At 67.2% G+C, this 19,397-nt stretch carries 17 protein-coding genes and 3 pseudogenes; 8 read left to right on the plus strand and 12 right to left on the minus strand.

The genetic code is table 11. The annotated features are described in order from the left end of the window. From G6020_RS14230 to G6020_RS14275, 10 genes and pseudogenes are all read right to left on the minus strand, one after another. A pseudogene (locus G6020_RS14230) lies at positions 1 to 441 on the minus strand (hypothetical protein); the annotation flags it as partial. Positions 442 to 492: 51 nt separating this feature from the next. Continuing rightward, the gene (locus G6020_RS14235) at positions 493 to 1,929 is read right to left on the minus strand and encodes an amidase (RefSeq protein ID WP_182611059.1); all 1,437 of its coding nucleotides are present in this window, start codon (positions 1,927 to 1,929) and stop codon (positions 493 to 495) included. Beyond that, the gene (locus G6020_RS14240; RefSeq protein WP_182611060.1) at positions 1,926 to 3,332 is read right to left on the minus strand and encodes an amidase; all 1,407 of its coding nucleotides are present in this window, start codon (positions 3,330 to 3,332) and stop codon (positions 1,926 to 1,928) included. Before G6020_RS14240 ends, G6020_RS14235 begins: the two co-directional genes overlap by 4 nt. A gap of 5 nt (positions 3,333 to 3,337) precedes the next feature. Then, positions 3,338 to 3,535 (minus strand): hypothetical protein, encoded by a 198-nt coding sequence (locus G6020_RS14245; protein ID WP_182611061.1) that lies wholly within the window; start codon positions 3,533 to 3,535, stop codon positions 3,338 to 3,340. 140 nt (positions 3,536 to 3,675) lie between these two features. Continuing rightward, a complete protein-coding gene (locus G6020_RS14250; RefSeq protein ID WP_182611062.1) occupies positions 3,676 to 5,082 on the minus strand; it encodes an amidase in 1,407 nt (468 codons plus the stop codon). Then, positions 5,079 to 5,879 (minus strand): ATP-binding cassette domain-containing protein, encoded by an 801-nt coding sequence (locus tag G6020_RS14255; protein ID WP_182611063.1) that lies wholly within the window; start codon positions 5,877 to 5,879, stop codon positions 5,079 to 5,081. Before G6020_RS14255 ends, G6020_RS14250 begins: the two co-directional genes overlap by 4 nt. Before the next feature lie 2 nt (positions 5,880 to 5,881). After that, positions 5,882 to 6,727 (minus strand): ABC transporter ATP-binding protein, encoded by an 846-nt coding sequence (locus tag G6020_RS14260; RefSeq protein ID WP_182611064.1) that lies wholly within the window; start codon positions 6,725 to 6,727, stop codon positions 5,882 to 5,884. Positions 6,728 to 6,761: 34 nt separating this feature from the next. Beyond that, complete coding sequence (locus tag G6020_RS14265; RefSeq protein ID WP_182611065.1) at positions 6,762 to 7,718, minus strand: ABC transporter permease; 957 nt, start codon at positions 7,716 to 7,718, stop codon at positions 6,762 to 6,764. Further along, a complete protein-coding gene (locus tag G6020_RS14270) occupies positions 7,715 to 8,677 on the minus strand; it encodes an ABC transporter permease (RefSeq protein ID WP_182611066.1) in 963 nt (320 codons plus the stop codon). Before G6020_RS14270 ends, G6020_RS14265 begins: the two co-directional genes overlap by 4 nt. A gap of 3 nt (positions 8,678 to 8,680) precedes the next feature. After that, positions 8,681 to 10,318 (minus strand): ABC transporter substrate-binding protein, encoded by a 1,638-nt coding sequence (locus tag G6020_RS14275; RefSeq protein WP_241732728.1) that lies wholly within the window; start codon positions 10,316 to 10,318, stop codon positions 8,681 to 8,683. Positions 10,319 to 10,673: 355 nt separating this feature from the next. Here G6020_RS14275 and G6020_RS14280 point away from each other — a divergent pair, with 355 nt between their 5' ends. From G6020_RS14280 to G6020_RS14310, 7 genes are all read left to right on the plus strand, one after another. Further along, the gene (locus G6020_RS14280; RefSeq protein WP_182611068.1) at positions 10,674 to 11,669 is read left to right on the plus strand and encodes a LuxR C-terminal-related transcriptional regulator; all 996 of its coding nucleotides are present in this window, start codon (positions 10,674 to 10,676) and stop codon (positions 11,667 to 11,669) included. Positions 11,670 to 11,733: 64 nt separating this feature from the next. Next, positions 11,734 to 12,342, plus strand: coding sequence for a hypothetical protein (locus tag G6020_RS14285; RefSeq protein WP_182611069.1), 609 nt, complete (start codon positions 11,734 to 11,736; stop codon positions 12,340 to 12,342). After that, positions 12,339 to 13,004 (plus strand): urease accessory UreF family protein, encoded by a 666-nt coding sequence (locus G6020_RS14290; RefSeq protein ID WP_182611070.1) that lies wholly within the window; start codon positions 12,339 to 12,341, stop codon positions 13,002 to 13,004. Before G6020_RS14285 ends, G6020_RS14290 begins: the two co-directional genes overlap by 4 nt. A 19-nt stretch (positions 13,005 to 13,023) precedes the next feature. After that, complete coding sequence (locus G6020_RS14295; RefSeq protein WP_182611071.1) at positions 13,024 to 13,713, plus strand: urease subunit beta; 690 nt, start codon at positions 13,024 to 13,026, stop codon at positions 13,711 to 13,713. Beyond that, positions 13,710 to 15,428 carry an urease subunit alpha gene (locus G6020_RS14300; RefSeq protein ID WP_241732729.1) on the plus strand — a complete coding sequence of 573 codons (1,719 nt, stop codon included), beginning with the start codon at positions 13,710 to 13,712 and terminating at the stop codon, positions 15,426 to 15,428. The genes G6020_RS14295 and G6020_RS14300 overlap by 4 nt, the downstream gene beginning before the upstream one ends. 92 nt (positions 15,429 to 15,520) lie before the next feature. Then, complete coding sequence (ureG, locus tag G6020_RS14305) at positions 15,521 to 16,108, plus strand: urease accessory protein UreG (RefSeq protein WP_347238385.1); 588 nt, start codon at positions 15,521 to 15,523, stop codon at positions 16,106 to 16,108. 149 nt (positions 16,109 to 16,257) lie between these two features. Next, positions 16,258 to 16,887 (plus strand): urease accessory protein UreD, encoded by a 630-nt coding sequence (locus G6020_RS14310; RefSeq protein WP_182611073.1) that lies wholly within the window; start codon positions 16,258 to 16,260, stop codon positions 16,885 to 16,887. Positions 16,888 to 16,974: 87 nt separating this feature from the next. Here the strand turns inward: G6020_RS14310 and G6020_RS14315 are convergent. Further along, positions 16,975 to 18,325: pseudogene (locus tag G6020_RS14315) on the minus strand (cytochrome P450). Between the two features lie 122 nt (positions 18,326 to 18,447). Here G6020_RS14315 and G6020_RS14320 point away from each other — a divergent pair. Further along, complete coding sequence (locus tag G6020_RS14320; protein ID WP_182611074.1) at positions 18,448 to 19,065, plus strand: TetR/AcrR family transcriptional regulator; 618 nt, start codon at positions 18,448 to 18,450, stop codon at positions 19,063 to 19,065. Between the two features lie 94 nt (positions 19,066 to 19,159). On the opposite strand, the pseudogene G6020_RS17225 reads toward G6020_RS14320, so the two are convergent. Beyond that, a pseudogene (locus tag G6020_RS17225) lies at positions 19,160 to 19,397 on the minus strand (glycosyltransferase family 2 protein); the annotation flags it as partial.

Genomic DNA, 19,397 nt, shown 5'->3' on the forward strand with positions numbered 1-19,397 from the left:
GCCGACGAGCAGGGCGCCGACGAGAACGGAGTTGGTGGCCCCCCTCTGCCCGGGGGCACACATCCGGTTCGCCGCCGGGATGATGACCTGGGCGAGATTCCCCACCACCCCGACGGCGAAGAACGCTGCTGTGGCCGCGGTGACGCTGTGGGAGAGTGCGGCCAGTAGCAGAGCCACGGTGAGAACGGTCGCCTGGACGGTCACCTGCTTCGAGGAGCGGACGCGGGTCCCGAACGGGATGAGGACGAGGATCCCGACGGCGTAGCCGAGCAGGGCGCTCGCCGCGATCAGTCCAGAGGTGTGATGCGACACACCGAAGTCCGTCGAGATGTCCGTCAGCAGAGCCTGTGGAATGTAGACGATGCTGGCGGAGATTCCGCAGAAGACGGCGAGGGCGAGAAGTCGTAGAGGCGTTATTCGCCCATGTGGCTGCGTGGACATCGTGGCTGTGTGGACATCTTCCAATTGGTCTCGTGCCCGTACGGGCGGTGCTCACGCCGCCACCGTGGCCTTGTCCGCTGCGGGGGTCTTGTCCAGTGCGGGCTTCTTCTTGTGGAAGTCGGTCACCGACTGGAACGCGTGTGCCGCCCGGACGAGGAGCTGCTCCGAGAAGTCCCCACCGCACAACTGGAAGCCGATCGGCGTGCCCCTGTCGGTGAAGGCACCGGGCAGCGTGATGGTCGGGGTACCGCTGATGTCCATCGGAGCAGTCGGTACCAACAGACCGGCCAGGAGTTCGGGAGAGGTACCGAGCTCGGCCATCTTCTCGATCGTCGGCGACGCGAACCCCGCACCGGGCAGCAGCACCAGGTCGATGTCCTGGAATGTTCGCTTCAGCCGCCCGGTGAAGGCGCGCCGCCGCGACATGAGCGTCTGGTAGTCGATCGCGCTGAGCCCGCGTCCGGTCTCGATGAGATGCGCCAGCGCGGGGCCGTACTCTCCCGCCCGTGCCGGATACGTGGCGGCGTGAGCGGCCGCGGTCTCGACCGCGCACAAGTTCTCCCAGTCCGCGCTGATGGCGGCGAGGTCCGGAAGCTCGATGCTGTACACGCGCCAGCCGAGAGACTCCACCACTCCCACGACACCGGCCAACATCGCCCGGGTCGGCTCGTCGAACGTCGCGGTCAGGTCCCAGTCGATTCCGACGCTCGGCGCCCGGTCCAACCGCAGGTCCCCGGAGTAGTCCGGCACCGGCGCCGACACCGTGGTCGGATCGTGGGGATCCTCGCCGGCGATCGCGGACAGCACGACGCCCGCGTCCCGGGCACTGCGCGTCATCGGCCCGATGTGGTCCAGGCTCTCGGCCAGTTCGAATACGCCGTACCGGCTCACCCGCCCCCAGGTCGGCTTGATGCCCGTCACCCCGTTCTGCGCGGAGGGCAACCGTATGGACCCGCCGGTATCCGAACCGAGCGAGGCGTAACAGAGTCCGGCCGCGGTGGCGACCCCCGAACCACTCGAGCTCGATCCCGTCCACGTGTCGGCATCCCAGGGGTTGACCGGGGTCGGGAGAGCCGGATGGTGCTCTGCGTATGCGCCCTCGGTCATCCGTAGCTTCCCGGTGATGACGGCGCCGGCCTCCTTCAGCCGGCGCACGACGGTGGCGTCCCACCGGGGAACGAAATCGGTGTGGATGGTTCCGCCGGCGGCCGTGGGAGTTCCCGCCGTGTAGCAGAGGTCCTTGACCGCGACCGGGACCCCGTGCAACGGACCGCGATAGTTCCCCGCCGCGATCTCGGCGTCGGCCGCACGCGCGGCATCCATGGCGGCGTCGCCGCTGACGATCGCGTAGCTCCGGAGCCGGCCGTCATGGGCCTCGATGCGCTCGAGGATTCCCTCGGTCACCTCCACGGAGCTGACCTGTCGACCGCGGATGAGCTCCGCGACCTCGGTGAGCTCGAGGAGCGCCAACTCTCCACCGGCGCTCATGGCGCCCTCTTCAGCGGTGCCAGGGTGCCGATGTGGTCGGTCGCGGTCTCGTAGACCGACGCCACGCGGAGGACGTCGCCCTCACGGAACGGCTTTCCGATCACCTGTGCACCGAGCGGCAGACCTCCGTCCGCCGAGTAGCCGACGGGCATCGAGATGGCCGGGAGGCCGGTGAGGTTGCCCGGCGCACACACCCGGCTGTACGCCGTCGTCGCTCCCTCGATGTCGTCCGGAGCCCACTCGAAGACCGGATCGTCCGCGCTCACCGCGGGCCCGGGGAGGGTGGGTGCCAGCAGGACGTCGATGTCGGCGTACATCTCGCGCCAGCCCTGTTGCATGAGAGTCCGCGTGCGCAGCGCGTTGATGTAGCTCGTGGCCAACACACCCTCGCCGACCTCGAGGAGGGTCCGGACCTCGTCGGTGAACAGGTCCGGGGTCTCGCGCAGTGCCTCCTGATGGTAGGCGCCCGCCTCGGCGAGCATGATGGTCCACGCGGTGGACAGCACCCTGTCCGCGAGCGGGATCTCGACTTCGACCAGCTCCGCGCCGAGGCCCTCCAACACGTGTGCGGCGGCCATCGACGCCTCCCACATCTCGGTCTGCACCCGCTCGTTGTAGAAGTTCGTCGGGATGCCGATGCGAGTGCCCTCGACTGATCCGCCGAGATCGGGGGTCCAGTCGGGAACCGGCCTGTCAACGCTCGCGGGATCGCGTCGGTCGTAGCCGGACATCGCCGCCATGACGAGCGCGGCCTCCCGCACGTTGCGGGTGAGCGGTCCGACGTGGTCGAGGGACCATGACAGCGACGCGACCCCCACTCGAGGGGCGCGGCCGTAGGTCGGCTTGATGCCGACCGTGCCGCAGACCGAGGCCGGGATGCGGATCGAACCGCCGGTGTCGGAGCCGAGCGCGACCGTGACGCCTCCGGAGGCGATCGTGGCCCCGGAACCCCCGCTGGATCCGCCGGGGACCGTGGAGGTGTCCCACGGGTTCCGGGTGGTGGGGGTGGTCGCGCCGAACGCGAACTCGTGGGTGTGGGTCTTGCCGACGATCACCATTCCGGCTGCGGTGAGCTTCTGCACGCTCACGCTGTCGGCATCGGGGACGTAGTCGGCGCGGACGTCCGAACTGGAGGTGGTGAGGATCCCGCGGGTGTCGTACAGGTCCTTCACGCCGAGGGGGATCCCGTGCAGCGGTCCCTTGTACTTCCCGGCGGCGATCTGCTTCTCGGCCACCCTGGCCTGCTCGAGCGCCAGGTCCTCGGTGATCGTCGCATAGGCGTGGATGTCGGGTTCGACCTCGCGGATCCGCTTGAGGGACGACTCCGTGAGTTCGACCGGTGAGAGTTCCCTCGAGGCGATCTTGTCCGAGGCCTCGGTGAAGCTGAGTTCGTACGGTTCCATGACTCTCAGTTCCAATCTGCGTTGAAGGCGGTGGCCGGAGGGGTCTCGCCCAGGGGCTGGAAGGGCTCGCTGTTGGCGATCTCCAGCAGCGGCGTGTAGTCGGCGAGTTTGGCGGCGAGTCGCTCGTCGGTCACCTTGCTGTCGGCGTAGTCGAACAGTGCTCTGATCGCCTCTTCGGTGAACACCTTGGGTGTTTCTGACATGGGTTTTCTCCTATCGGACGTGGGTGAGGGAGCAGACCGGGGAACCCGGCGTCACCCGGGATCACCGGGGGGTTGTGTGACGGGCCTGGTAGACGGGCCCGGTGAGGGGCCGGGAGTGGGTGTCAGCCCGCTCCCGCTGGCTAGTGCGCCGTGAGCGGCGGGACGAGGCGACCCCAGTCGGTTCGCCTCTCGTAGGCACGACCGATGGCGAGCGCGAGCGCGTCGTGGCCTGGTGCGGTCATGATGTGCATGCTCACCGGCATACCGTTGGCGTTGAGCCCGGCGGGCACGGCGAGACCCGGCGCCCCGAGGAGGTTGGCCTGGACCGTGAACGCGTTGAGTCCCGACAACGTGGACACCTCCCGCCCGCCGAGCATCATCGACGTCGCCTCGAGCGGTGGGGGTTCGGTGCCGATGGTGGGCGTGATGACGGCGTCGACCCCCGCGAACATCTCGCTGCCCGCGCGCATGAGTGCCGACCGGAAGTCGAGCGCCTCGACGAGATCCACGGCGCTCAGGCCCAGACCCAGATCGAGGGCCGCGGCGACATCCGGCTCGAACAGGTCTCGACGCGCGGCGAAGCGGTCCCGGTGGTACAGCGCGGCCTCGGCCGCGGCGATGGCGACCACGGCATCGCTGCACTCTTGCGGGGTGGGGAAGGTGACGGGAACAAGCTGCGCGCCCGCCGCCTCGAGTTCGCGGGCCGCCGCGTGCACGGCCTCCGCGATGTCGGTGTCGGCCGTCTCGAAGAAGAAGTTCTCGGGGACGCCGAGCGTCAGACCGTCGACGCCCCGGTCCAGCGAGGCCACGGCGTCGGGAGCGGGAAACGACCTGCTCCCCGGGTCGGCGGGATCGACACCGGCGAGTGCGTCGACGACAGCCGCGGCCAACGAGACGTTCGCGGCCAGAGGGCCGGCATGATCGAGGGTGGAACTGCACGGGGTGATGCCGGTCCGGCTGATGAGTCCGTAGCTCGGTTTGAACCCGACCACTCCGCACACCGCGGCGGGCATGCGGATCGAGCCTCCGGTGTCGGTGCCCATCGCGACCGGGACCACCCCTGCGGCGACGGCCGCCCCCGATCCACCGCTGGAGCCCGCGGGGACCCGGTCGAGGTTCCACGGATTCCGGGTGGGAGGCGACATGGCACCGAAGGCGTACTCGTGCGTGACCGTCTTGCCCACGATGACGGCCCCGGCGTCCCGGAGCTTGCGCACCACCGTGCAGTCGGACACAGCCGGGGTGTGATCCGCAGCTCGTGACCCGTTGAGTGTGGCGTGGCCGGCGACGTCGTAGAGGTCCTTGACCGCGACGGGAACGCCCGCGAGCGGACCGGCGATCCCGCCGGAGTGCACCGAGGCGGCATCAGCGCGCGCTTCGGAACCGAAGATCTCCACGAATGCCCTGATCTCGGGCTCGACCTCGGCGTACCGGGCCAGTGCGTCATCGACCGACCGGGTGGCCGGTATCGGATCGGAGGTGCCGTCGGCCGTGGCTCGTCGGTCGCCGTCGGCATGCTCGGCCGGATGTTCCGGAGTGAGTGTCATCGCGCCGCCCTGGGTTCGAGAACCGCATCGAGGAGCTTCCGCGTGACCTCGCTCTGCGGGTTGTGGAGTAACTGGTCGACGGGGCCCTGTTCGGCGAACCTGCCGTTGTAGAGCACCCCGGCGGAAGAACACATGTGCTCGACCAGTGCGAGGTGATGGGTGATGAGGAGCATCGTCAGGCCGCGCTCCTCCTGGAGATCCTTGAGCAGGTTGAGCACCTGCGCCTGGACGGAGACGTCGAGAGCCGCCGTGGGTTCATCCAGGACGAGGAACTCGGGATCAGTGGTGAGTGCCCGGGCGATGCCGAGGCGCTGCCGCTGCCCGCCGGAGAACTCGTGGATGTACCGGTCGTAGTGGCTCTCGTCGAGGCCCACCTTGTCGAGGAGCTCGAGGACCCGACGGGTGGCGTCCTTGGCGTCGCAGATGCCGAAACGGCGCAGTGGCGCGCCGACCTGGGGGCCGACCGGGAGTCGCGGGTTGAATGCCGAGCCGGAGTCCTGGAACACGACCTGGACCTTCTGCCGCATCCGGCGAATGCGCTCACCGGTGAGGTTGGTGGTCTCGTGCCCGTCCACCACGATGTGTCCGGAGGTGACGTGCTCGAGCCCCAGGACCATCCGACCGGTGGTGGTCTTCCCGGATCCGGATTCGCCGATCAACCCCCACGTCTCACCCCTCCGGATCGTGAACGAGATGTCGTTCACGGCCACGACGTCGGGGGTCTTCTTGCGGAATCCTCCGGAGACCGAGAAGACCTTGCGTAGGTCGATCACCTCGAGGAATTTGTCGCTCGGCATGGTCAGGCCTCCTGGAAGACGTGGAGACGACGCTCCGCTCGCGGCACGGTCCGGACCGAGTCGTCGAGGTGGAGCTTCGGGACGGAACTGATCAGAGATCTCGTGTACGGGTGCTCCGGCGCCCTGAGCACCTGGTCTGCGGAACCCTGTTCGACGACGCTGCCCTTGCGCATCACGGTGACCGAGTCGCACATGTGGGAGACCACACCGAAGTCGTGCGTCACCATGAGGATCGCGGTGCCGAGGTCTCGGTTGATCTCGAGCAACAGGTCGAGGATCTGCTTCTGCACGGTCGCGTCGAGTGCCGTCGTGGGTTCGTCGGCGAGGAGGAGTTTCGGCCGGGCCGCGAGTGCCATCGCGATCACCACGCGCTGCCGCTGACCACCCGAGAGCTGGTGTTGATACGCCCGCATCTTCTGCTCGGGATCCGGCATCGCCACCCGGTTCAGCGCCCGAACGGCCTCGTCGTAGGCCTCGGATTTGGACACCTTGTGGTGCAGACGGATCACCTCGATCAGCTGCGCACCGACGGTGAACGACGGATCCAGAGCACTGAGCGCGTTCTGGGACACCAGACCGATCTCCCGACCGCGGATCTTCACGAGTTCCTTCTGCGACAGCTCGAGCAGGTTCACGCCGTTGAGCAGGATCTCTCCGGAGGAGACCTTCGCCCGCCGGGTTCCCAGCAGACCCAGGATCGTCATCGATGTCACTGACTTGCCCGATCCCGACTCCCCGACGAGACCCCGGATCTCCCCCTCTCCGACGGTGATGGTGACGTTCTTCACCGCGTGGACGATGCCCCCGTCGGTGTGGAAGTCGACGCTGAGGTTGTTGATCTCAAGCATGGTTGTGCATCCCTTCGTGGCCTGCGTACGTGGATCAGGTGGTCTGCTTGCGGGGATCGAGGGCATCACGGACGCCGTCGCCCAGCAGATTGAAGGACAGAGCGACGACGAGGATCGCGAAGCCGGGGATGGTGGCGACGTGGGCGTAACCCTCGAGGAGGACGCTGGCGCCGTCGGCGGTCATGATTCCCCAGTCCGGAGTCGGCGGAATGATCCCGACACCCAGGAAGCTCAGGCCGGCGGCGAGGACGACCATGAGGCCGCACAGCGTGGTCGCATAGACCAGTAGGGGCGAGACGACGTTGGGAAGGAGCTCCTTGAAGAGGATCTCCGGGGTCCGTGCGCCACCCGCGCGGGCGGCTTCGACGTACTCCCGGGACGATTCCTGGACCGTGGCCGTGTACGCCACCCGAGCCAGATAGGGGATGAGACTGATGCTGATCGCCAGCATCACGTTGCCAATCCCGGCGCCGAGCACCGCGGCGAGCGCAATGGCCAGGAGCACCAGCGGGAAAGCGAACAGGACGTCGAGCAGTCGCATCAGCGTCGCGCCGATCCGGCCCTTCGCATAACCGGCGACGAGCCCGATCACCAACGCGATGGGAAGGACGAGCAGGACCGGGAACACCGCGACCGACAGCGAGTAGCGGGCACCCCAGATCAGACGCGACAGGATGTCGCGCCCCTGACCATCCAGGCCGAGGAGGTGACCGTCCGTGCCGATCCCTTCGAGCCGACGCTCGGAATCGCCGACGATCGGGTCGTAGGGACTCAGGACCGGCGCGAGGATCGCCACCGCGATGGTGAGGAGGAGGATGACGGCCGCGACGGCGGCCATCCTGTCCCGCATGAACGCCCGGAACGCGAGCACAGCCCTGGAAGGACGCTTGACGGGGTGGTCTAGTCGGGGGCGGGCCACCTGCGGCGGGGTCGCCGGATCGGGATCGCTGGAGGAGTGCACAGCCGGCGGCGTGCCGATAACCGAACTCATGCCATGACCTTTCTGCGGGTACGTGGATCGAGCAGCCCGACGGCCGTGTCGGTCAGGAGATTGACGATGACGAAGACCAGCGCGATGAAGAGGACTCCCGCCTGGACGAGCGGCATGTCGTTCTGCGTGATCGAGGTGTAGAGCTGGTATCCGAGTCCGGGCCAGGAGAACACCACTTCGACGAAGATGACTCCACCGAGGAGGTAGCCGATCTGTAGTCCGACGACGGTGACGATCGGCGGGAGCGCGTTCCTGAGGCAGTGTCTCCACAGGATCGACCGCTCCGGGATCCCGGATGCCCGCAGCGTGCGGATGTAGTCCTGCTCCATCGTGTCGACCATGACGCTCCGCGTCATGCGGGCGATGACGGCCAGGGGAACGGATGCCGCCGCGATGGCCGGGAGGACCAGGTAGACGAGGTTGTCGCTGATGCCTCCGCCGGAATTGCGGGGATTGCTCATTCCCGATGTCGGGAACAGTCCGAGCTGGAGCGAGAAGATCCCGATCAACATGAGGCCCAACCAGTAGACCGGGACGCTCGCCCCCGCCAGGGAGACGAACATCGAGACCCGGTCGAAGACTCCGTACTGCTTGCGGGCGGCGATGATCCCGAGCGGGACTCCGATCACGATGCACAGGAACAGTGCCGCGGACGACAGCACCATCGTGTTCTGGAATCTCGGCAAGATGATGTCGAGGACGGGCTGGTTGATGGTCAGCGACCGGCCGAAGTCGCCGGTCAGCAACCCACCCAGGTAGCTGAAGAACTGCACGGCCACCGACTGGTCGAGGCCGAGCTCCCGGCGCACCGCCTCGACGGCGTCCTCCGTCGCGCCGGCACCCAGGATCGTCCGGGCGGGATCACCCGGCACCAACTGCAGGAGTAGGAAGACGATCAGGACCACGCCGAAGAGGACGAAGACGGTGGATCCGAGACGTCGGGCAATCATGACGGCCATGGCTTACCCCTCGAGGTCCAGGCTGACGCCGGTCAGGTCGTACCACTCCTGGCTCGCCGACACCCAACCTTCGACATGGGGCGCCAGGATGTACGGCGCACGGTCGTTGACGATCGGGGCGAGGGCGGCGTCGTCGGTGGCGATCTGGTTCGCCTGCTGCCAGAACTCGACCGCTTCCTCTTCTGTCGGGGCCGTTATCGCGCGCTGCATGACGGCGTCCAGCTCCGGGTTGTCGTAGTAGCCGGTGTTCGGACCGTTGGGGGCGATCATGTCGGCGGACGTGACGATGTAGAGCCAGTACGGGGTATCCATACCCCAGGACATCTGCATCATGCCGACGTCGCCTGCGCCCTCGCCCCACCGACCGAGGTACGAGATCCACTCCATGGTCTGGATCTGGACGTCGATGTTGACCTCCGCGAGGTTCTGCTGGATGAATTCGGCCATCGGGGCCGGGACTATCTGTCCGGAGCCGTCTACCGACGTCGCGATGCTGGTGGAGAAGCCGTCCTCGAGCCCGACCTCCGCGAGGAGCTCCCGGGCGCGGTCGAGGTCTCGCCCGTAGGCGTCGGTGCGCTCGACATACGCGTCGTTCGCCGGGGCCTGGATGTCGTACGCCGGCTCGGCGGTGCCCCTCAAGAGGTTCGTGGCCATGCCCTCGCGGTCGATGGCGAGGTTGATGGCCTGCCGGACCTCGGGGATGGCCATGTACTCGTCCTCCATGTTGAAGGAGAGGTACCAGACATGCGGCGGCTGGCCATCCGAGAGCTGGAAGCCCTCGTCGACGAGCTGCTCGACCGAGTCCGGTGACGGCACGGCGATGACGTCGACCTCGCCGCTGCGGATCGCCGCCGAGCGGCCGGCGGGGTCAGGGATCGGAACGAAGATCACGCCGTCGAGATCCGGGACCTCACCCCAGTAGTCGTCATTCCGCGCGAGAGCGATGCGCTCCCCACGGACACGCTCCTCGAAGACGAACGGACCCGTCCCGGACGGATGCTCGGCGATGTCCTCGCCGTACTCCTCGAGTGCGGCCGGGCTGATGATGCCGGTGGAACCGTTTCCGCCCTGGGCGAGCATTCGGAGGAAGGGGGAGAACGGCTGACTCATCCGAACGACGAGAGTGTGCTCGTCGACGGACTCCACCTCGTCCACGAACTGCCAGACGAAGTTCGTCTGACCGGCGGCCGTCGCGCTGTACTGCGGTGACGACTCGTCCCACATCCGGCGGATGTTGTACTCCACGGCCTCCGCGTCGAGGTCGGTGCCGTCATGGAACGTGACGCCCTGGCGGATGTCGAAGGTGTACTCGAGACCGTCGTCGGAGACCTCCCACGACTCGGCCAGTCCGGGGCGGAGTTCCGGTACCGCCGCTTCCTCGGACGGGGTCTGCAGGTCGTGCATGACGAGCGGCTCGTACATCTGAGAGTTGATCCGCCACGTGACCCACCCGCCGGCGGCCTGCGGGTCGAGGACATCGGCCTCGGACTCGATGCCGATGATGAGCGTCTGGTCGTCTCCGTTGCCGCCGCCCCCGCCCCCGCCACCACCGCACGCGGCGAGCGCCAGTGTTACCGCCAGACCCGCGGCGACCATTCCGGTCCGCCGCTTCCACCCAAGGGATGTAGACAGATTCTGCATGAGATGCGCGCCCTTTCCTTGAGCCACTGACCGCCGAGAGGTCGGAGGCCAACACGTAAACCAATGTGGGAGGAACAGTAGAAAGGCACCCCGCATTCTGGATATACGTCATCCTGCGTATTCTCAGAGGTGCGGCGCCTTGTGTGATGTGCGGCATATCCAAAGGGCGGAATTCAGTGAGAAAAAGGGCCGAAATCGGCGCCGTCGCGCGATTTAACAGACGCTTACACGGCGTAACGCATCGTTAACGCGGTGGCGACGCGGCCGGAAGTATCAAGTCGTCACAATTACCGGCGATGACCCCCTCACCCGGGGCACGGACGGCGAAGGTGGACGGAAACCTCAGGAGAGAATTATGAAGACGGCAACGATTCTCGACGCGACTGTCAAGGCCATCCGCGTGACACAAGCCGACGTGGTACCTGTATCCACCGCCGCTCACGAGGCACTGACGGAGCTCAACAGGTTCGTCGGGTACCCCTCACTGGAGATCGCCGAGTGGGACCCGACAGAGGGCGTGCACCAGCCGCTGCACTCCGAACGGTTCCCACGGAAGCTGCTGGACGCTCTCAACGGACAGGTCTTCCTCGACGACCTGTGCTGGCCTGCACTCCACCGGGACACGCGGCCGAAGGGGTGGCAGGACACCGACGCGTTCATCGACCGGGGCGACTCGAGCCTGTACCAGGAGTTCATCCTCCCCCTGGGCTACCGAGAGGGGATCTACCTGCCGCTCTTCCACAATGAGCGCTATGTCGGCATGGTCACCGGGAACACTGACGCGGCCCTGCCGCCCGGGGAAGCCGAGAAGGCGGCCCTGACCGCGGTCGCTCCTGCCCTGGGCGAGTTCCTCTTCCGGACCCGCGAGCGCCGTGCCCGCAAGGAGGCGGACGGCGCGTTCCTCCTCGACGCCGATCTCCACCTCGCGAGTTTCGAGCCCGAGCACAGTCAGGTCACCGCGGAGCTCATCCGTACCGTCCTCCTGCGGACATGGCCCACCCGGGGCCAGGTGTCCCGATTCGCGATCTGGCCCGATGCGTCTGGGACGCCCCTCCGCGTCCGGGTCGAACGGGCGCGACGAGGTGCCGGAGGCTTCTACGTGTCGTGGCGGAACGGGCCCATGCCGGCCGGGTTGTCACGTCGACAGGTGGAGGTCGTGACCGGGATCGTGGAGGGACTGCCCAACACCGAGATCGGGGAACGGCTCTTCATGAGCCCGCGGACGGTTTCCAAGCACGTCGAGCACATCCTCGTGAAGCTCGGTGTGCCGAATCGGAGTTCGGTGACCCGTCTGGCGATGATCGACGGGTTGTATCTGCTCGGGCACCCGGCATTGTCGACCGCCAACTGATTGCCTCAAAGAATGCGTCAAATGACGTATTCATAGTCTCCGGCGATGGGCATAGGGTCGGAATATGGAGACGTTTCGCACCCTCATCGGGCATCGCTTCGATGCCGAGATCCGGAAAGCGCTATCGCCGCACGAGGATGCCGGCCGAATAGTCAGGTTGACGGTGCCGCAGGCCGAATTGGGCCGGAAAAGATTCAAGGCCGTGGACCAGGACGGAATCGAATACGGCATCGCGCTTCCGAGGAACGTGACACTCCGGGACGGTTCCGTGTTGGATCTGACGGCCGACCGCGCGGTCGTGATCGAAGCGCGGGAGACCGAGCAGCTGCATCTGCGGGCCCGAGATGCCGAGGGCGGCATCCAGCTGGGCTGGCACGCTGGGCACCTGCACTGGAAGGTCCGCATGGCGGGTGAGTACGTGACGGTCCTGATGGACGGACCGCGAGAAGACTATCTCGTGCGTATCGAGCAGTTCCTCGACTCCGGGTTGATCGAGGTCGTCGACTCCGGTGCCCGGACGGACGGAGCCGCGGTCGCCGTCCACGAACCGCACACCCACGGCGACGGAGAGCACTCCCACACTCACGGGGAAGAGATCGGCGGCGGAGGTGCTCCCGGTGCCGGTGCGCACTCTCACGGAGCGGCTACGGCAGCGGCGGGCGCCGGGCGATGACGGCCCCCTCGCGTACGGAACTCCTGCTGGGCGCCGACCCGGCGTTCGCCGCAGGCGCGGGGTCCTTCTCCTCCGGACTGGAAACGCTCGTGGAAGACGGGTGGGTCACGTCCCCCGCCGAACTCGCCGTGCTGCTCGACGAAGCGTTGGTCCACCGGTGGAACTCCTTCGACCGGGTGTTCCTCAATCGCGCCTACCCGTGCGGAGGGGAGGGCGAGTTGCTCACCCTCGACACCGAGGTGGATGTCCACCTCATCGGGGAAGCCGCCCGGAAGGCCTCGCGCCGGGCGGGACACGCGTTGCTCGGGGTGTGGACCCGGCTGGGTGACACACGATCGGCGCACCTCCGGCGGGCGATCCCCGCAGGTGCCCACCTGCCTGTGGCGCAGGCGGCCGTGGCACAGGCGCGGGGACTACGGCTGGCCGACATCGAGGCCCTGTCCGGATGGCAGGTCGTCTCGTCGTATGCGAGCAGCGCGGTGCGGCTCGGGGCCGTCGGACACCGGAGTATCCAACACCTCATGACCCGGGCGGCGGAGCGGCTCGACGAGCTCCTCGCGCTCCCGGTTCCCGACGGCGCACGACCGACTGCGTGGACACCGAAGCAGGACATCGCCGCCGAGCGGCACCAGAACTCCGATCTCCGACTTTTCGCATCCTGACCCCACCGAGGACTGCCATATGAATCTGACACCCACCGAGTCCGAGAGGCTCATCGTCTTCAGTGCCGCCGAGTTCGCGCGGCGCAACCTCCGCGAGGGAATCCCCTTGAGCCACCCCGAGGCCGTCGCGTACATCACCGACGAGGCGATGCTCATGGCACGCTCCGATGTCCCTTTCCCGGAGGTCCGGGAACGGGCCGGGCAACTGCTCACACCGGCGCAGGTGGAGCCGGGCGTACCGAGCATGATCCCGTACATCATGGCCGAGCTGCCGACCCCCGCCGGAAGCAAACTGCTGACCATCTATTCGCCGATCGCGGAGACGGCCGACGGCCCGGTGCCGGGGGAAGTCATCGCACTGACCGAGGCGGAGATGGTGTTCGAACCGACGGAGCTCGTCGAACTCGAGGTGGTCAACTCCGGAGACCGTGACATCCAGGTCCGCAGCATGACCCACTTCTTCGAGGTCAACAGGGCCCTGACGTTCGACCGGACCGCTGCCTACGGGTACAAACTCGCGATCAACGCCGGTGGCGGTACGCGTTTCGAACCGGGCATCCCCAAGGTCGTCGTCTTGACACCGTTCGCCGGCGAACGCGTCATCCACGGTCAGGCCGGGCTCGTCAACGGCCATCTCGACGACCCCGACACCCGCGCCCGTGCGTTCGAGAAAGCCCGCCAGCGCGGCTACCTGCAGGAGGAATCATGACAGCGAGGGTTACCCCGATGACACCGGCGGCTCGCGCGCAGCTGTACGGACCGACCGCCGGTGACCTGGTGCGACTCGGTGACACGTCGCTGCTCGCGGAGGTCGAGAAGGACTACACCCACCACGGTTACGAGCTCACCGTCGGCGCGGGGAAGAACATGCGCGACGGCGAGGCCCTGTCCGCGACCGTCACGACCGACGACGGCGGGCTGGACGTCGTGATCCAGAACGCGCTGATCATCGACGCCGTCCAGGGAATCGTCAAGGCGGACATCGGAATCCGAGACGGTCGGATCGTCGGGGTCGGCAAGGCCGGCAACCCGGCGACGATGCCGGGCGTCGATCCGAACCTCGTATGCGGTCAGAACACCACTGCGATCTCGGCGCAGGGTTGCATCGTCACCGCCGGGGCGATCGAATCACATGGACACATGTTCTCCGCCGAGCAATCCGAGCACGCACTGGCCGGTGGAACGACCACGCTGATAGGCAGTTCGCCCGGGCCGGTCTTCGATGTCGGCTCCGGCACCGCCCACGTCATGGGCCGCTACCTGCAGGGTACCGAGAGTTCGCCGGTCAACTTCGGGCTGCTCGCCCGCGGCGGTTCCGACCCCGCCGCGGTCGCCCACGCAGTGAAGGCCGGGGCGATCGCGGTGAAGGTGCACGAGGATTTCGGGGCGTCGCCCGAGGCCATCAACGGTTCGCTCATCGCCGCGGACCGCCACGACTTCGCCGTGCACCTGCACACCGATTCGATAAACGAGTTCGGGTTCGCCGAGGACACGATGGCCGCGGTCGGCGACCGGACGATTCACATGTATCACGTGGAAGGCGCGGGAGGCGGTCACGCCCCGGACATCCTGAGCGTGGTCTCGTACCCGAACGTCATCCCGGGTTCGACCAACCCGACGAATCCGTTCGCGTGGTCGGCACTCGAGGAAGGCGTGCCGATGACCCTCATCGGGCACCAGATGGATCCACGATCAGAAGCCGACGTCGCCTTTGCCGAAGGCCGGATCCGACCGCAGACCATGTCCGCCGAAGACCTGCTGCACGATATCGGCGCGATCTCGATCTTCGGCTCGGACACCCAGGGCATGGGCCGCCTGGCAGAGAACGTGGCGAACTCGTGGCAACTGGCCAGTGTCATGAGGGAGTACCGCGGCCGTCTTCCCGAGGAGACCACCGGACGCGCGGACAACGAACGGATCAAGCGCTACATCGCCAAGACCACCATCAACCCGGCGATCGCGGTGGGGATCGACCAGCATGTCGGTTCGATCCAACCGGGGCGGATGGCCGACCTCGTCCTCTGGCCGTTCGAGTCGTTCGGAGTGAAGCCCTCGCAGGTCATGAAGGCCGGGATGATCGTCTGGGCCAAGATGGGCGACGCCGCGGGCAGCCTCATGATGACCGAACCGCAGGTTCAGCGCTCCATGTGGGGCGGCAGGGGTTCAGCGAAGAAGCACGTCAGCGCAGTGTTCGTATCCGAGATCGTCTCCCGGTCGGGATCGCTCGAACCGTTCGGGCTCACCAAGGCCGTCCACCCCATCACCTCGACACGCCATCTGCGCAAGAGCGACATGGTCTTCAACGACGCACTGCCCGATGTGCGGGTCGACCCGCGCACGTTCGATGTGTCCGTGGACGGGGAGAAGCTTGAGGTGCACTCGTTCGACGAGCGCCCCCTGACCAGGAAGTACATGCTGAGATGAGCGATCAGGCACCAGGGTTCACGACACGGACGGCCACCCGGAGCGGGGCAGAGCCGCGCGACCCGGAGGCGCAACCTACTCCCGCCGCGCGCGTGGGCATCGGCGGTCCGGTGGGGTCGGGCAAGACCGCACTGGTGGAGAAGCTGATACCTGAGCTGGAGAGGCTCGGGAAGTCCGTCTCTGTCATCACGAACGACCTGGTCACGGCGGAAGACGCGGAACGGCTGCGGCGCTCGGGCCTCATCGACGCGGCCCGGGTTCTCGCGGTCGAGGCCGGCGCGTGCCCGCACACGGTGATCCGCGAGGACCCGACCATGAACATGGAGGCCGCCGAGCAGCTCGATCTGGACTTCCCCGACACCGATGTGATCCTGCTGGAGAGCGGCGGCGACAACCTGGCCTCGACGTTCTCCGACGACCTCGTCGACTTCTGGGTGTTCGTGATCGACGTCTCCGGTGGCGGCGACATCCCCCGGAAGCGCGGACCCGGTGTGCTCAGGGCGGACGTTCTCATCATCAACAAGGCCGACCTGGCCCCGCACGTCGGCGTGGACCTCGGATTGATGATCGCCGAGGCCCGCGAAGTGAGGCAGGGGCGGCCTGTGCTCGTCACGAACTGCTTCACCGGTGAAGGCGTGGACGAGTTCGCCCGGTTCGTCGCCGATGAGGTGCTCTTCTGAGCGCGCCGCCGTACTCTCTCGACCTGGAGATCTCCCGACAAGGGGGCCGCAGTTTCCTGTCCCGGAGATACTTCCGCTGGCCGTACGAGATCGGGATCCTGACGCACGGCCACACCCGGGGCCCGGCCGACGACACGGCCACACTCATCGTGCAGTCCGCGACAAGTGGCCTCATCGCGGGTGAGCGACTCCGTCAGAGGGTCGTGGTCCGCGACGGTGGCCGGGTGCGGCTCGTCGGGCAGGGGGCCATGCCCGTGCAGCGGGCGAGGTCCCATGAGGGATCCGCCGAGGACCTGAGTCTGGAGGTGTTGGGGGGCTCACACCTGGAGTTCGTGTCCGAACCCCGACTGTTGTTCCCGAACTCGTCGTTCAGCCAGGTCACGAGGGTGTCCGTGGATTCCTCTTCCCGGGTGGTCCTGGTGGACGCGGTCGTGCGTCACCCCGATCCGGGGCCGGTGTCCTACCTCTCGGAGACCCGGCTGGAGTTCGATGGCGAGGTCGTCGCGGTCGAACGGATGGGATTCGAGAACATCGCGGAGCACCACTTCGGTGCGACGGTGCTCATTCTCGCGGTGGGAGAGTACGTGACCGGGATCGACTGGAAACCGTGGCTGAAAAGGCACGGTGCGCCGACGAGCTACGGCGCGGTATCACCTATTCGCCAGTGCCCCGGGATCAGCGTCCGTGTCGTCGCCGATGACGGTCGCTACCTGAGGGAAGCCATTGACGATGCACTGTCGATTCTCCTCTGCGCCTCGGCCGGTGACATAACGCCGTAGCGGCACTCCGGTACCTCATGGGATCGCCTTGTGGACGACAGCCGCTTCTCGGGCGGCGCACCGTCCGGGACGAGAAATAAGGAGGCGTCAGAGTCGGGTGAGGCGGACCGGTTGCCCGTCTCTGGGGAAGGGCAACGACTTCATGTCCATCGGCGCACGGTAGTCCGGGTCGACCTGCCACGTGAAATTGCGCAGCAGGTGGTGGAGCACGATCTTCACCTCGGCACCGGCGAAGTGCATGCCGATGCACTTGTGCACGCCGCCGACGAACGGCTGCCAGGCCAGGCGATGGATCTTGTCCTCCCTGCGTTCCTCGGAGAACCGGCCGGGATCGAACACCTCCGGATCGGGCCAGTACTCGTCGAGATGATGCGTGAAGTACGGGGCGATCGCGACCATGGTCTCGGCCGGGATGAAGTGCCCCATCACCTCGGTGTCCTTGACCGTCTTGCGCACGATGGTCGGCACGGGCGAGACCAACCGCAGCGACTCCTTCATGACCAGGTCCAGGGAGCGCAGTCGTGGGAGCTGGTCGTAGTCGATCGAGTCCGTGGCGATCGCCAGCGACTCCTCCCTGCAGCGCTGCTGCCATTCCGGATGCTGCCCGAGATGCTGCATCATCGTCGAGAGGGTGATGGTGGAGGTGTCGTGCGCGGCCATCAACAGGAAGATCATGTGGTTGATCACATCGTCGTCGCTGAACCGCTCGCCGTCGACCTCCACGCTGCACAACACCGAGAACAGGTCATCACCCCCCTCCGGCTCTCCGGGCCGGCAGATACTCGCGCAGAAACTCCTCGAGGCGGCGTCGGCCGACGAACCCGCGGTGCCATCGCCCGCCCGGGACCGGATACCTCACGAGGGCGGTCGCGGCCTGGACGCAGTCGATGAACGAGGAATTGATCAGGTCGAGCCGCTCCTGGCTGGTCCCCGGGGCGCCGCCCATGAAGACCTCGACCGCGAGGTTCAACGTCAGCTTCTTCAGTTCTGGGTAGACCTCCACGCGCTCGCCCGGCTGCCACTCCTCGATCGCAGTACGGACGGCCGGATCGATCGCCGCCGAGTAGCGCGCGAGGCGGTCCGAGGTGAACGCCTGCTGCATCAGACGGCGGTGCGACATGTGCTCGTCGAAGTCCAGCAGCATCAGCCCCCGCTCGAAGAACGGCCCGATCAGGAACTGCCACCCGTCCCCGCTGGCGAAGGCCTTGTCCCGGTTGGTGAGGACCACCTCGGAGGCCTCGGGGCCGAGCAGTGCCACGATCCTCGTGCCGAAGGCCCGGAACCACGAGACAGGGCCGTAGCGGTGATAGCGGCCCTCCCACAGCCGCATCGGATCCCGCAGGTACTCCAGTCCGTGACCCAGAAGCGGTAGTCCGCCATCCCCCGGAACCGGGGTCAACTCACTGCCTGTCGGCGCGGGCGCCAGCGTCCTCGTCATCGGTACTCCTGATCTCACGTGGACCCCGCGCTCACCGCACGGTTCCCGACAGCCTTTCTGACAGGTGGTCCTGTCAGTTGGCTAGAGTTTGAATTAGACAGTGCGTCCTGTCAAGATTGGGCATGGCCTCGACCCCACGCCGATACCGCGGCGTCAGCGCCGAGGAACGCCGGTCCGCGCGCCGCCGCCAACTCCTCGACGCGGCTCTGGAGATCGCGGGGACCCGCGGGGTCGAGCGGACCACCATGACCGCCATCTGCGCCCAGGCGGGCCTCACCGAGCGCTACTTCTACGAGAGCTTCAGCGCCCGGGACCAGCTGCTACTCGCTCTGGCCGATGAGATCGCCGAACAGGTCCGGACCGCCGTCCTGTCCGCCCTGTCGGACACCGAATGCGACACCGCCGTCAAGGCGCACGCCGCGATCGCGGCGTTCGCCGCGATACTGACCGACGACCCCCGCAAGGGCCGGGTGGCGATCATCGAGTCGGCGGCCGTCCCCGCATTGCGCGAGCGCCGCCACGAACTGTTCCGCGACTTCGCCGCCCTGGTCGTGTCACAGGCGCGAACCCTGTTCGGGGATCAGGCACTGCCCGCTCCGCGTGACGAGATCAGCGCACGCCTGCTCGTCGGGGGCCTGGGCGAACTCATCACCGCGTGGCTTCAGGCCGAGACCAGCGCGGACATAGGGGACATAGTGGACGAGGCCACGCGCTGGTTCACCGCCGGCATGCACGCCTGACACCTGTGCGGCCGCCCGCGGATCGCGGACGAGGTGCGGCCGCCCGTCGATCGCGGACGAGGTGCGGTGCCGCGGGGCCACCCTGATCCCGCGTCTACACCCCGTACAGCCGCGCCCAGTTCTCCCGCGTGGTGAGGCGGGCCTGCGCCTCGCGCCACCGTTCCTGGGCCGCGGGGGCCTCGCGGATGAACCGCGCGAGCAGGGCGGCCAGGCGCTTCTGCAGTTCCGTGACCCGCTGCGGGTCGACCTTGCGGTGGTGGACCCCGGTCTGCGAGGCGTCGGTCACGTAGACCTCGTCGAAGAGCGAGACGTGCCACCAGGCCGCGTCCTCG

This window comes from Dietzia sp. B19, from assembly GCF_014145155.1.
In the GTDB taxonomy this organism is placed as follows: Bacteria; Actinomycetota; Actinomycetes; order Mycobacteriales; family Mycobacteriaceae; genus Dietzia; species Dietzia natronolimnaea.